Here is a 13,039-nt window from a genome sequence, read left to right on the forward strand (position 1 = left end):
TTTCCGTTGCTCACGTATGGTGAGGACCTTCTACTAAAAACGCCACGTCCTTGAAAAAGAAAAACAATTCTTTTTTCTGCTAACGATGTATCGCTTACGAAGTGTTCCTTGTCTTCTAGGCAACGTAGAAATCACCACAACACGCGCTAGCCCGCTACTCTAAGCTTCGCCGCCTCGAGCTTCTCGGTCCTTTTCATCCTCCTTTTTGAACACGAACTTTTATATAAAATTCCATAGAAACTTTCCAACCTTCATCAAATTCCTTTCTAACAAACTCCCCCCTTCCACACCATCATGTAAAAGGGGGGGCTCATACGAATTATTGACGTTTCTTCGTTTTCTTATTATTGTATTTTTCATTTGGAGTTAGTGGCTCATTTGCAAATTCATGATCAAATTCCCTTGACAGTTGTTTTCTTACTTCCTGTTCATCACTAAAACTTTTTGGCTGTTTCTTATCATGACTCAAAGTAAACACCTCCCTAGAGGTATTTTGGCTAAAACGGGAAAACTCATTCAATCCAATTTAATCAAGTACTAACTATAATGCCATTTTGTGAAGCTCGTTTGCACCCTGGTCCTTTTTACTTTTAGCTGAAAGGTTTACTAAAATCCCAAGTGATATCATGGTAATAACCAAAGAAGACCCTCCATAGCTGATCAAAGGAAGTGTTATCCCAGTAATTGGTAAGAGTCCTGATACAGCACCTAAATTAATCACAACCTGACTCATAATTTGAAACGTAATTCCAATAGCAAGTAATTTAGCAAACATATCCTTGCAGCCTCTAGCAGTAATGACACCACGAAACATTATATAGACATAGGAGCTTATGACAATGATCAATCCAAATATTCCTAGTTCCTCCATAATTATCGCCATAATAAAATCGGTATGTGCTTCAGGCAAGAAACCCAATTTTTGAACACTGTTTCCAAGACCTGTTCCCCAAATACCACCAGTTCCAATAGCGATATAGCCATTAATTAATTGATAACCGTCACCAAAAGGGTCAGCAAATGGATTGATAAAGGAGGTTACTCGTTCTAAACGATATGGTGCAGAATAAGAAAAATAAATTAAACCCGCTAACCCAATACTACCGAGCATAAGCAAATGTCGTATTTTCACCCCGGAACATATTACGATAATAGCGCATGCAAACAATATTAGGGCAGCCGAACCAAGATCCGGCTGTTGTAAAATTAACAAGAAAATAACTGCCAAAATGAGCAGGGGCGGTAATACCCCATTTTTGAATTGGTTAATGGTTTCCTGTTTTTTTGCATAAAACGAAGCAAAGTAAATGATCATAAATAACTTAAGCACCTCGGTAGGCTGAAAAACAAATGAACCTAACTCAATCCAACGCTGTGAATAATTTCTTTCGGTACCAACACCAGGAATGAGAACAAGAATTAATAACCCAATCGACACCAATACCAATAGCGGACTAATTTTACTATATAATCGATAAGGAAAAAAAGCAGCAAGTACAAAAAAGAAGATACTAATAAATAGCCATTGCAGTTGTCTCATAAAAAAGTAATTTGGTGTATCGTAATGGATATATGCTATCGTATAGCTGCTGCTGTATACCATCATTAGCCCGAAACCAGCCAGAAAGAATATAATGAATAGTAAGGTCAAGTCAAATTGTTTTATTTTCTCAGCCACGATTGATTTCATTGGAAAGTACCCTTTCGATTATAGAATGTTTTCACTAAATAAGTATTTTTTAGACCGTAATTGAACACTTAACACTAAACCCAATGCCATAAAATTAGTTATTAACGCACTTCCACCGTAACTAACGAAGGGCAACGCTAAACCAGTAATAGGCGTTAACCCGATTGTCATCCCTATATTTTGAAATACTTGAATTCCAATTAAACCAATTGTTCCAATACAGATGTATACACCGAATAGATGATTTGCCTGAAACGCAATTTGAATAATTCGATAGATTAATAGAAAATAAATAAAAATTAATAGACTTGTCCCAACAAAGCCAAATTCTTCCCCTATTACCGCAAAAATAAAATCGGTATGTGCTTCAGGCACTCTCCCACTCTGCATTTGCACACCCTGACCTAAACCATTCCCAGTTAACTGGCCAGAGCCAATCCCCATCATAGCTTGCTGGAGCTGGTATCCATAATCAGATGAATACTGGCTGGGGTTAAGCCATCCATATATTCGTTATAACTGATGGGGCTGCAAGATTTTTGTGAACAAGTCATGCTGATAATGAAATAGATAAATAAGGAAACCAATCAGACTGGTTATACCACCAACTAAAATAAGTATCATCTTTGAGGAAATGCTGGAAACAACAAATAAGGAAGCAGCCACTCCAATAATTACTAGTGCAGAACCTAAATCTGGCTGTACTAGTATGAAAAGAAAAGGAATAACGGAGCAGCAGATAGCTTTAAGAGTAATGGGGATACTTTTCTTAAACGACAACTTCGTCTCTCCTACCTTGCTTAATATATAAGCTAAATACAAGATGAGAAAAATCTTCATAAACTCAGATGGCTGAATTTCAATAATTCCTAAATTTATCCAACGCTGCGAACCATTTTTAACAGTACCAAAAAAATAGACCATAAGCAGCATCCCGATACCTGCTATGTATAACGGAAACGCCCATTTCTCTAGTAATTCATAATCAAACTTTGCTATAGCAACCATTAGCCCTATTCCAATGCCATACCATATACATTGGCGAATAGTAAAATAGAATGGTTGATCTTGTACATATTGTCCTGAACCACTATAGACGGCAACCAAGCTGATAATAAATAAACCAAACACCGAAACCATAAGAAGATAATCTACCTGATGTCTATTTTCATGCATCGTTTCATTCCATTTGCCTTTCTTATTTTTTATTTTCTAACTGCTGTAATACAGTTTGGACAACCAGAGCATCATCTAAATATCCAACTGGAAAAAGATAATCTGGCAGTAAATCCGTTGTTACAATAAAATACAGGAGAGCACTCCCCATTAATGCAAGTTGATATTTTGTTCCGTGATTCTTGGTAAATTCAGTGTACATCCACTGTAGTTTTTGAATATAGGGACCAATACCGTTAATCTTATTTAGCTTTGGTTGGAAACCTTCTAAAATGACCTGTTTTCCTTCTTCAGTTTGACTGAAATTATTATAATTGGTCAATTCCTTTTCCAATTGTTCCATGGAAAAGTTTCCTTTATATACTTCCGAGGACTCGATTAATTTTTCGATATTGTCTAACGCGACATGTAAATCTGAATCAGTCTCTTTCTTAGGTTCTACATGATAACCGGCTGCTTTCAGCAAGGAAGATAAATCTATCTCTAAACCGACAGCCAGTTTCTCCAAATGTTTTAAATTTACTTTTCGCTTTCCATTCATCATCTTAGAGATAGTTGCATGATCAACTCCTGATAATTTACTAAGCTTTCTGACGGAAAGATGTTTTTCTTTTATCTGTCTCTTTAAAAACAGACGAAATGCTTCATGATTATAATCTTCCATTACACTTATTCCCTCCTATCAATATAGATAGTTTCTATAAAAATAACAAAAGTGTTTCCTTTTTGTCAACTCTTTACCAAGAACGCCACCAAAACGTCAACAGTTGTAACAGGTACTCACCGAATTTTGTCGATTTATTTTCAAATAAAAAAAGGAACAAGCCTCATGGCTCATTCCCTTCATTTGTTTATTTCATTAATATCCCGCTGCTTCTTCTTTTGTTTCATAGACATTTATTACCTGGTACAGCGCTGCCCGTTCGGTATCGTTTAATGGTACTAGAGGTAAACGAACACCGCCAACTTGTACTCCAATATGGTTCAGTGCTTCTTTTACCGGTGTAGGGCTTGGTGCTGCAAACAATGCCTTCATTATAGGTAGGATATGACGATGAATACCGGCAGCATAGGAAACTTCTCCTTTACGGAAACTTGTAACCATATCCTGCATTTCATTCCCAATAATGTGTGATACTACGGATACAACACCTGTCCCACCAACAGCAAGTGTCGGCAAGGTTAAACTATCTTCTCCAGTATATACACTAAAATCGTCAGGCGTATTACTAATTATTTCAGCAACACTATCCAAATCTCCACTCGCTTCTTTTACCGAAACGATGTTTTCCACTTGAGATAGACGAATAATCGTTGAAGGCTCCATGTTCACAACACTGCGCCCCGGAATATTGTAAAGCATTACAGGCAGTTTCGTGCTTTCCGCAATGGCCCGGAAATGCTGATACATTCCTTCCTGAGATGGTTTATTATAATAAGGAGCAACAAGCATAATTCCGTCAACACCGATTTCTGTTGCTTCCATAGTCAATTCAATAGATTCTTTTGTATTATTCGAACCTGTTCCTGCAATGACTGGCACTCTTCCACCAACCACTTCCACGACAAACTTAAATAAATCCAACTTCTCGTTGTGAGTTAATGTTGGTGATTCACCTGTTGTTCCTGCGACAACTAAACCGTCAGAACCGTTCGCAATCAAATAATTTACTAAACCTCTTGTTGCCTCAAAATCAATTTCTCCACCTTGTTCAAATGGAGTTACCATCGCTGTTAATACATTACCGAAATACATAACTTCACACCCTTTTCATTAATTTGTCGTTTGAGAGTGTGGAGGACCAAATTAAAAAGCAACAACGAGAAAGGCCGCTGTTGCCAGAACAATTTTTGTAAAAGTTCTAAGCTAGATAGCCCTCCATATAGTCTCCTATATGACAGTCCTGTATTTATTCAACAACAGAACCAACTTCAGGATAATGAGAATCCCTCCGCTTCGGCAAATTCCCCTTTCCTTATGCTTCTTTGGATCTCATTCTCCTCCGCATAAGTACTAATGGTCTCTGCACCTCTATCCTTACTTTAAAAACATAAAATAAGAAAGTATTATATTGTTAACTCTAATGTACCAAAATTATACATAGAAAACAAGTCTTTTTCAAGAAGTTCTTTCGCCCATAAAAAACACTAACACTCGTATTTCCACCACATCCAGTGGTATAATATGATGAAAACTATAACACATGGAGGAAACATGCTTACATTTGAAGAAAAGCTTGCAATTATAGAATCTTTTCCGGAATTAACACGTCATGATGTATCCTTAGGTCGAGTGAATTTTCATTTTGAAGACAGTATTTTTGATAAAAAAATAGTCGTGTATCGCCTGCACCCAAATGGAAATGGATTTGTATATGCAGAAAGAATCAATGATCAGTATGAAACCGATTCAAAGGGTATGGTGAACATTCGTAATTTTTCAGAAGAAGAACTTCGCGGGATTATTAGCAAATCTATTGCATCCCTTGCTGAATCTGAACCATATAGAGAAACGTGGATTAATACAGAGGGTCAAACTTTAACCGTTGTTCATGACTTTGATTTGTGGAATATTTATGCGGGTCAAATGCTCGACGCAACCTATGCAACGTATTACGCAGCATCTGACTACTTGCAGCAGGAAGGATTTAGACGGCTAGCCATACAACAAGATGAAGGACAATAGGGATTCCCCCTTTGTCCTGATTTTTTTAAATAAATGCTAAAAATTTCACTTAGCAGAAAAAATCATCTTTATTTAGGTAAAGGTTTCAAACATGGGAAAGCTGTCTTACCATGTTTATATTTATTCCTACTCTGATTTTTATACCATTCCTGTTTAGCTAAGTTTAAATAGATGCAATAGCGCCATGTTTATGAATGCGACTACCAAAAAGACAGCAGCTAGCCCTTTTTTATCTGTCAAGAACAAAGTTAGTGCGGCCAAGCTGAATAGACTAATTTTTAAAACATTGGTCAATGGAACAGAAACAGGGATAGCCGCTTTTGGAGCAATGAATATTGCCCAAACAACTTCAACCACAAACGGTGTACAAATACCAATACCATTTTCCATAGGCCTTTATTTGTATAGAATCCCTAATAACTAAATGCAGCAAGTGCGGCCAACTCGATGAAAAATTGGACGAAATACAATGTATACAGAACAAACACCACCATAGACCATAGAAGCCTCCAGTACTTTTTAATAGCGATAATCTTTCCTAGTTTAGTAGATTACCTAAGCATTAATTCATTTTCCATTCCTCGCATATATTCATATAGTTGAGATGCAGGATTAACAACTGAACCTCCATGACAAACCTCCAATTGCTTAGGTTGTAATTTTTCCAAAATAACACTGCTCCTAACAGCTTCATTCATATCAGCGGTAAACATCGGGATTGGTTTATGAAGTTTTCCATTCTTTGAAGTAAAGAGATCTCCAGCTAACAGTACTTGATCCTCTTCGTGATAATAAACAACGTGGCCTGGGGAATGTCCTGGTGTTAGAAATGGGGTAAGACCAGCTATCTTCGTTAAGTTACCCTTCTCATCTTCGGGTAGGGGCTGGATAACATTTTTGGATACATTATTTTCTAGCTTTTTTCGCCTTGGATAAAGTTTCTCACCTGTCATATAGGGAATTTCTACTTGGTGAGCATACACTGGAACTTTTCTCTCTGATAAAATCATCTTTATAGCACCAACATGATCAGAATGGCCGTGGGTTAGAAGGATTTGCTTTAGTGACACCCCATCCAGTTTATGTAAAAATTTTATAATTCCTTTCGCCATCATTGGCATTCCAGTATCGACAAGTGTCACTTCTCCTTCATCACCCACAACAACCCATACATGAATTGGAATCAACATCCATGTTTTCAAACTCCAAATATGTTCTGATACCTGCTTTATTTTCATTGTTTTTCCTCGTTCTCCTTTATTTTTTCTTTAAATCCTAAAATAAGAACAGATACTGCGAGTTCAAATGTCGGACTTAAGCGTGCCATTAAGGCATCTGTTGATTCATGTTGATAGGAATATGTGCTTAATACACCATACAAGTTATAGAAAAAAATACGAGAATAAGCTAATAATTCATCATTATCCGGAATGGATAGGCATTGTCCAATAGCTTGCCTTAAAATCGCAAATAGTTTTACGCGAAGCCTATTCAGCTCTGATTCCGGTTCTGTTTCATCCACTTTTAATGATTTTTCATTAATCAGTACCCTATATATATTTTTATGATACAAGCAAAAATAAATAAATTCACGACTGATTTCCTTCAGTTTTTCTTCCGGCGAAAAAGAATCCATCATTGCAATTTCCTTCAGCTTATCATGCAGTTCCAGCAATGGAGGCATAGAAAGGTGATGAAGTAAGGATTGCTTATCCTTGAAATATAAATAGATTGTTGTATGGGAACAGTTGGCCTCCTTCGCAATTTCCCGCATCGTTACTGCATCATAACCTTTGCTGGCAAAAAGCTTTCCTGCAGCAGTTAAAATTATTTTCCTTGTCTCTTTAGATCGTTGCTTATGTTTATTTACCATGTTATTCCCCCATTTTAAAAAAACATCAGCACAAAAACACTAACCACTGGTTATAATATAACCAGTGGTTAGTGAATTGTCAATAAAATAATGGAATTCTGAATAATTCCTTACTACTTTAAGTTGAGGTTTAATCGCCCCATTTCCCCCCAATACCATTCGACAAATTCCGGGAAGTGACAGGCACCATACTATTTCTTGTTTAAGAATTTCCCGGCTAATTTGTCTGCTGCGGTTGGGAACAGGTTATATAGTACACTTCCCATATTCATCCATTTAGGTAAATTCAATTCCCGTTTTGGATGCTCCATGAGTTGAACGATTTTTTCTGCAACTTCATCTGATTGCAGCATATATTTCTTCACATTTTTTACATAGTTCCCTGTTTGATCGGCAACCGTAAAAAAGTTTGTTTCGATTGGACCAGGATTTACTGCAGATACATGGATGTTCGCGTCAGAAAGCTCCATTCTTAATGCATTTGTAAATCCCAGTACAGCGTGTTTTGTAGCTGCATAACCACTTGATTTTGCTGTTGCTAGTTTCCCTGCCTGTGACGCAATATTGACGATATGTCCTGTGTTGCGCTCCAACATACTTGGAAGCACCTGCTTGGTACAGGCCATCAAACCGATCACGTTCACATCAAACATTTTTTCAACATCTTCTAATTTTGCCTCATGAAACGCATCAAACACCCCAAAACCAGCATTATTTAAGAGTATATCAACATAGCCAACTTCATCTAAAATCTTTTTAAATACTTCTATAACTTGATATGTTTCACTTACATCAACCTGATGAAACATACAATCTGCAGATGTTTTTTCATTAATCTTCTCACAAAGTACTTCTAACTTATCTATGGAACGTGCAAGCAAAATCGGCCGTGCTCCCCTTTCAGCTGCCTTTAATGCAACTTTTTCACCGATACCCGATGACGCTCCTGTTATTATAATATTTTTATTTTGTAATTTTCCCATGATACACTCCTCAATAAAAAATCGTCACTTAATATTATCTAAAAAATGAATCAAAAAACATCCGCAAATTCACTAGGAATCCGCAGATGTTTCATTCGACAAATTTCGGGAAGTGACAGGCACCCTTATCGTTCTTGGAAGTGATATTCCGCTTCTTCTTCTCCCATTTCAACTTTCATATCATACTCATCTAAAAACCAGGAATCCTTTTCGTTAAAATAAAACGTAATACCATTTACTTCCGTCTTAACTGCTATTTTTCCATTTTCTCCAGTAGATAGACCTAAAAAATAATTAGGATGAACGGTTGGAATGCCACCATAAATTTTTAGATAGAATTGAACCAAATCTCCTTTTTCCAGCCCCATTTCATCAATAAACCACTTTGCTGCCTCTTCTGTAACCTGTAATTTCATGTTCACACCTCATCCATTCTGTTATCATCAGTGACATTGCTTGTACTCTTTTTATTTTTAAACTCCCCATACATTCTATACCACAATTTTTAATCAATGACCTTTTTCATAGTCTCATAAAGTGAATCTTCCATAAGTGGGGCTTTTACAGCCAATTTAATGAAGTTTATAAACTCCTGTTATAGCAGGATCCAGACATATAAATATTTTAATCTAGCTGCTCCTAATGTGTCTCCGCTTTTCCCACATGTATGCATCCCTATAAGATATGAGAAATTTCACTAGCCCCTTTCAATACTTGGGAGTCTCTTCCAGTATAACATCCATTTCCATATTAAAGTCCACCACATCGCTCACATTGGCCATTCATACAGACATACAAATTATTTTTAGGCTTTGACATTTACTTTATAAGTTTTCCAATTCGTTCAGTCATAATTTCTTCAAAGGAAATCTTCCATTAGTAACCCCTTATTTCAACCGATCTATTTCTTCTTTTAATAGCCGATTTTGTTCCTCGAGGAAATTTAATCGTTTATGTATACGATAGAACAATGGTGCATAGGCAATAATAATAATGATTAAGATTCCCAACTCAAACACACCCTTCCTGTTCACCTTTTCCATAACCGCTTCATCTCAATTAAATCCATGTCCTCGAATGTTAATTGGTAAATATCAGGCATATCCAGGCTTCTCCAAAAATCAAAATCATATGTTTTATTAAAATAATTCATAATTAACACCATAATATTTCCATGCATAGCAATTACAACATTTTTACCTTTATAATCCTCCAAAACATGTAATGTAGCTTCGGCACCTCGTTTTTGTGCTACTGAATTGGATTCGCCGCCTGGCCACGAAAAAGTAGGATCTTCCCATACTTTTAAAATGGCAGTATTAAAATCATCAACCGGATTCCCTTACAACTTCCTTTCTCTAAAATCATGAATAACGGAAATTTCTTTTTCGGAGAATGCTGCTATACCTTCTATAGTTTGAATAGCTCGTTTGTAGGGACTTGAGACAAAATAATCAATCTTTTCCTGTTGAGAATTTTTGTAATTTTTTCTGCATCTGCTAAGCCCTTCTCTGATAAAGGGCGGTTCAGTTTATCAGGTGTGTATGTCGAATGTGCATGTCGTATAAAATATAAATTGGTAAGCAGTTGTATTCTCTCCTTCATCTGAGAATCATCAATACTTCGTCACAAAATGATATTGATGAATATTTCACTAACTTGTCTGTTTCTAAAGAAAAATTGGCAGCAAACTTCATTCGCTCACCCCAATTATTGCTTTTTTTCTAGCATCCTTTTTCCAATTACTTAGCCTATCCCTAATAAAATAATAATAGGATTTCCCGTATAAGCAATCGAAAAGACTATGATTAACAATAATATGTATCCAACAATGAATCCCCACGTCAGCCATATGCGGGCCGCTGGCTGTTTTACCAATTTCCCCATACCTAACGCAAGCAGCGGAATGACTTGTAATGCATGTAAACCGACGAAATGTGGAATTCTCATGTCTCCATACTCGATGCTCCAATTTAATATTGGTAACCCAGGTCCACCATCCGCAGCCCCTACCGTATGCTGCAATTGGGCCGCCATGTATCCCCCGACGATGGAACCAAGAATGGAAATCCATAATCCAAATTGTATCGACCTAAACAAATAATCCGGAAGTTCTTTTGGTGGATGGAATGTAAGATAAAAAACGAGTAACAGCGCTGCTAAAGTGGCTATCATGATAAAAATTCCCATCAAACTAAATACTAAGCTATTAAAAACCGAACTTAAATTAAAGTGTGAACGAACGCCCCGACCTGCTTGCATTCCTATTAACAGGATTTCCATTGTCATAGCAATAGAAGTTCCTACTTCTATTAGCCGTTTCATACGGATTGACTTAACATACCCTACTATATAAGCAATTGTTATAGTGTACACAAAAATAGAGATAGCAAATTTAGCTGGCTTATTCCAAACATTAACACCCAATAACTGTCGTTCGTCAACAATCATAAGTATACAAAAAGCCATAAATAAAATAGCGTGAATCCATGCCGTAACACTTAATATAGGACTTTGGCGGTATGCCTCTATAAAAAAACTCACCCTTATTCCCCTCTTATATTTTATTTTAGTTCATGCTCTTTTCGTACGTTTTGTTGCTTTTTAATCTTTTAGTGGAAAACAACAATTTTTTCAGATAAAACCTTAATTAATAAATAACCTTATAAAATATAAGAGGTCAATAAGTTTCAGCCGTTCTTAACAAAAATTTACAAATCCATTGATTAAAATTAATTTTTTAATCAATCTTAAAATTCAGTCTTAAAGTAAAAATTTCTTCAATATTATGAAGTAAATAAAGTGGAGGAAGAGTAAAATAAACGTTTTTATCTTTGGTATTTCATTTATTTGCCTCTATACGAAAATCCTTTACTAAAGCGTTTTCTTTACCACAACCTTTAGAACCTCTATCATTTATGGTTTAAAAGAACTGTCTATTTTAATATTATTATGTTTGATTATTTTTCTCTAGATCCTTTGTAAACATCTCTTCTTTATTCTTCTTTAACTCTTAACTTAGTTTAAATTTTAAGATAACGTGTAAGGCATATTATCAAATAATTTTCTTACCGGTTTTACATATCTATTTAGTACACACCTAGCATATTTATTGTTTCCAGATAAAATCCATCCATAGCCAATCCAAGAGTGTAAATATACTCCTTTAAGATTACAATCTAAAATCTTCTTGATCTCATCAAACAATTTATAAATGTATACATGTATTCCGGCTATGTTTCCTATTGGTTATTCATTTCCCCTCATTCTCTACCATTTTATTATCAATCTTCCTTCCCTTCATTTGGCCAATACGACATGATGAATGACTCGCCACCAAAAAATAGGCTCAACACTTAAGTAATAAGCACATAAGCTACATTAATTAATTTGCACATGATAAGAAAGGAGTTGAAATTCTAATGGAACTATTTATGTATAGGCAAACATTCCCAGGGTATTTGCCTCAAGTTCAAGGAAGCGTGGATGGAGCAATTAGCCCATATATTTATCCGCCGCCATTTTGGTTTTATCCTCCATACTGGGGATTGCCGCCTGTTCCGCCTCTTTGGCCACCACCATTTCCAATTATACTTTAGATGGAGCCTGCACAGGGCTTCTATCTAAAGGCATGTTATAAATTAAAATCTAAGGAGCGATCCAAAGTGATTCATACAGTAAAGCCAGGTGAAACACTAAATCAGATATCAAGAGATTATCGTACACCATTATCGGAAATAACTAGAGCAAACCCTGGAATAAATCCAAATGTTATTTATCCTGGCCAATCAATCGTCATACCTGGTTTACCGTCTCCCGATACGATTCCATATCACATCGAGGTTTCCATCAGTAATCGCTGGCTAAAATTATTTTACAATAATAAACTCCAAAAACAGTACCCTATCGCAGTAGGAAGAATACTTTACGAAACACCGATTGGGGATTTTATTATTATAAATAAAGCACCGAATCCAGGTGGGCCCTTTGGTACGATGTGGATGAGTCTATCAAAAGAACATTATGGAATTCACGGAACAAACGACCCAAGTTCCATTGGTCAAGCGGTATCTAGAGGCTGTATTCGAATGTATAACAGAGATGTAGAGGAATTGGCAAGTATTGTTCCAATCGGTACTTTGGTTTCTATTCGTCCGTGATTTTGATTATTATATAATTTATTATAACTGTAGCCTATATTTTTCTAAATCAACCGTTCCATTGTGATCTACTTTAACGCCTTCTATTTGAAGGTTTAGGATTTGTTCATTATAAGCAGTATCATCTTTAATAACAATCTGACCATTTGCATTGACTACACGATACCAAGGTAAACGTTGTTTCTTACTCATGGAATGAAGAATACGGGCAACTTGACGGGCAGCTCGGTGATTCCCAGCAAGACTTGCGATTTGTCCATAGGTCATAACCCTGCCCTCAGGAATATCTCTTATAATGCTAATTACTTTTTCGGTAAAAGGGGTCATGTTCCTGCCCCACCTTTCTTCCCTAATTCTACTATATTGTATAACAAGCTTTGCTTCTAATTATTAATTACAGTATACTCCATTCCGCATTCACTTTGAAACATGGGTGCCTGTAGTCACCCCCCCTAAAAATAGACAATAAAA

Annotated in this window: 15 protein-coding genes, 2 pseudogenes and 1 riboswitch; of the genes and pseudogenes, 3 read left to right on the plus strand and 14 right to left on the minus strand. The window is 36.2% G+C overall.

Translation table 11 applies throughout. The features are described 5' to 3' along the window. Nucleotides 1–319 precede the first annotated feature (319 nt). The 5 genes and pseudogenes from sspO to dapA all read right to left on the minus strand — a co-directional run bounded on the left by sspO (nt 320) and on the right by dapA (nt 4,622). Nucleotides 320–469: a small acid-soluble spore protein O gene (sspO, locus tag GMJ66_RS20025; RefSeq protein WP_156292077.1), complete on the minus strand. Its 150-nt coding sequence runs from the start codon at nt 467–469 to the stop codon at nt 320–322. Between the two features lie 72 nt (nt 470–541). Further along, complete coding sequence (ftsW, locus tag GMJ66_RS20030) at nt 542–1,690, minus strand: putative lipid II flippase FtsW (RefSeq protein ID WP_156292078.1); 1,149 nt, start codon at nt 1,688–1,690, stop codon at nt 542–544. Nucleotides 1,691–1,708: 18 nt separating this feature from the next. Next, nucleotides 1,709–2,866: pseudogene (gene rodA / locus GMJ66_RS20035) on the minus strand (rod shape-determining protein RodA). A gap of 22 nt (nt 2,867–2,888) precedes the next feature. Continuing rightward, entirely contained in the window at nt 2,889–3,530 is a 642-nt protein-coding gene (locus GMJ66_RS20040; protein ID WP_156292079.1) for a helix-turn-helix domain-containing protein, read from the minus strand. 195 nt (nt 3,531–3,725) lie between these two features. Beyond that, nucleotides 3,726–4,622, minus strand: coding sequence for a 4-hydroxy-tetrahydrodipicolinate synthase (dapA, locus tag GMJ66_RS20045; protein WP_156292080.1), 897 nt, complete (start codon nt 4,620–4,622; stop codon nt 3,726–3,728). Between the two features lie 108 nt (nt 4,623–4,730). Then, nucleotides 4,731–4,909, minus strand: a riboswitch (Lysine riboswitch). A gap of 172 nt (nt 4,910–5,081) precedes the next feature. Here dapA and GMJ66_RS20050 point away from each other — a divergent pair. Continuing rightward, complete coding sequence (locus GMJ66_RS20050) at nt 5,082–5,552, plus strand: hypothetical protein (protein ID WP_156292081.1); 471 nt, start codon at nt 5,082–5,084, stop codon at nt 5,550–5,552. Nucleotides 5,553–5,705: 153 nt separating this feature from the next. Here GMJ66_RS20050 and GMJ66_RS21270 read toward each other — a convergent pair whose 3' ends face one another. The 8 genes and pseudogenes from GMJ66_RS21270 to GMJ66_RS20090 form a co-directional block, all read right to left on the minus strand. Continuing rightward, nucleotides 5,706–5,942 carry a DUF2568 domain-containing protein gene (locus tag GMJ66_RS21270; RefSeq protein WP_156292082.1) on the minus strand — a complete coding sequence of 79 codons (237 nt, stop codon included), beginning with the start codon at nt 5,940–5,942 and terminating at the stop codon, nt 5,706–5,708. A gap of 161 nt (nt 5,943–6,103) precedes the next feature. Next, entirely contained in the window at nt 6,104–6,790 is a 687-nt protein-coding gene (locus GMJ66_RS20060; protein ID WP_156292083.1) for an MBL fold metallo-hydrolase, read from the minus strand. Next, a complete protein-coding gene (locus GMJ66_RS20065) occupies nt 6,787–7,425 on the minus strand; it encodes a TetR/AcrR family transcriptional regulator (protein WP_156292084.1) in 639 nt (212 codons plus the stop codon). The genes GMJ66_RS20060 and GMJ66_RS20065 overlap by 4 nt, the downstream gene beginning before the upstream one ends. Nucleotides 7,426–7,616: 191 nt before the next feature. Then, nucleotides 7,617–8,411: an SDR family NAD(P)-dependent oxidoreductase gene (locus GMJ66_RS20070; protein ID WP_156292085.1), complete on the minus strand. Its 795-nt coding sequence runs from the start codon at nt 8,409–8,411 to the stop codon at nt 7,617–7,619. 122 nt (nt 8,412–8,533) lie between these two features. Next, nucleotides 8,534–8,824, minus strand: coding sequence for a HesB/YadR/YfhF family protein (locus GMJ66_RS20075; protein ID WP_156292086.1), 291 nt, complete (start codon nt 8,822–8,824; stop codon nt 8,534–8,536). Nucleotides 8,825–9,295: 471 nt separating this feature from the next. After that, on the minus strand, nt 9,296–9,451 hold the full coding sequence (locus tag GMJ66_RS20080; RefSeq protein ID WP_156292087.1) for a hypothetical protein: 156 nt from the start codon (nt 9,449–9,451) through the stop codon (nt 9,296–9,298). Beyond that, nucleotides 9,439–10,013, minus strand: a pseudogene (locus GMJ66_RS20085) (histidine phosphatase family protein). The gene GMJ66_RS20080 and the pseudogene GMJ66_RS20085 overlap by 13 nt, the downstream one beginning before the upstream one ends. 141 nt (nt 10,014–10,154) lie before the next feature. Continuing rightward, nucleotides 10,155–10,952 (minus strand): hypothetical protein, encoded by a 798-nt coding sequence (locus GMJ66_RS20090; protein WP_156292088.1) that lies wholly within the window; start codon nt 10,950–10,952, stop codon nt 10,155–10,157. A gap of 878 nt (nt 10,953–11,830) precedes the next feature. On the opposite strand from GMJ66_RS20090, the gene GMJ66_RS20095 reads away from it, so the two are divergent. Then, nucleotides 11,831–12,007, plus strand: a complete 177-nt coding sequence (locus tag GMJ66_RS20095) for a hypothetical protein (protein ID WP_156292089.1) — start codon at nt 11,831–11,833, stop codon at nt 12,005–12,007. Nucleotides 12,008–12,073: 66 nt separating this feature from the next. Next, nucleotides 12,074–12,568, plus strand: a complete 495-nt coding sequence (locus tag GMJ66_RS20100) for a L,D-transpeptidase family protein (RefSeq protein ID WP_156292090.1) — start codon at nt 12,074–12,076, stop codon at nt 12,566–12,568. Nucleotides 12,569–12,589: 21 nt separating this feature from the next. Here GMJ66_RS20100 and GMJ66_RS20105 read toward each other — a convergent pair whose 3' ends face one another. Then, nucleotides 12,590–12,895 (minus strand): MGMT family protein, encoded by a 306-nt coding sequence (locus tag GMJ66_RS20105; protein WP_156292091.1) that lies wholly within the window; start codon nt 12,893–12,895, stop codon nt 12,590–12,592. Between the last annotated feature and the right edge of the window lie 144 nt (nt 12,896–13,039).

Source organism: Oceanobacillus salinisoli, assembly GCF_009733865.1.
GTDB classification, from domain to species: domain Bacteria; phylum Bacillota; class Bacilli; order Bacillales; family Amphibacillaceae; genus Oceanobacillus; species Oceanobacillus salinisoli.

Coding starts and splice junctions, on each gene's coding strand:
- ftsW (WP_156292078.1), bottom strand. CDS start 1,690: ATGAAATCAATCGTGGCTGAGAAAATAAAACAATTTGACTTGACCTTA.
- GMJ66_RS20040 (WP_156292079.1), bottom strand. CDS start 3,530: ATGGAAGATTATAATCATGAAGCATTTCGTCTGTTTTTAAAGAGACAG.
- dapA (WP_156292080.1), bottom strand. CDS start 4,622: ATGTATTTCGGTAATGTATTAACAGCGATGGTAACTCCATTTGAACAA.
- GMJ66_RS20050 (WP_156292081.1), top strand. CDS start 5,082: ATGCTTACATTTGAAGAAAAGCTTGCAATTATAGAATCTTTTCCGGAA.
- GMJ66_RS21270 (WP_156292082.1), bottom strand. CDS start 5,942: ATGGAAAATGGTATTGGTATTTGTACACCGTTTGTGGTTGAAGTTGTT.
- GMJ66_RS20060 (WP_156292083.1), bottom strand. CDS start 6,790: ATGAAAATAAAGCAGGTATCAGAACATATTTGGAGTTTGAAAACATGG.
- GMJ66_RS20065 (WP_156292084.1), bottom strand. CDS start 7,425: ATGGTAAATAAACATAAGCAACGATCTAAAGAGACAAGGAAAATAATT.
- GMJ66_RS20075 (WP_156292086.1), bottom strand. CDS start 8,824: ATGAAATTACAGGTTACAGAAGAGGCAGCAAAGTGGTTTATTGATGAA.
- GMJ66_RS20080 (WP_156292087.1), bottom strand. CDS start 9,451: ATGGAAAAGGTGAACAGGAAGGGTGTGTTTGAGTTGGGAATCTTAATC.
- GMJ66_RS20095 (WP_156292089.1), top strand. CDS start 11,831: ATGGAACTATTTATGTATAGGCAAACATTCCCAGGGTATTTGCCTCAA.
- GMJ66_RS20105 (WP_156292091.1), bottom strand. CDS start 12,895: ATGACCCCTTTTACCGAAAAAGTAATTAGCATTATAAGAGATATTCCT.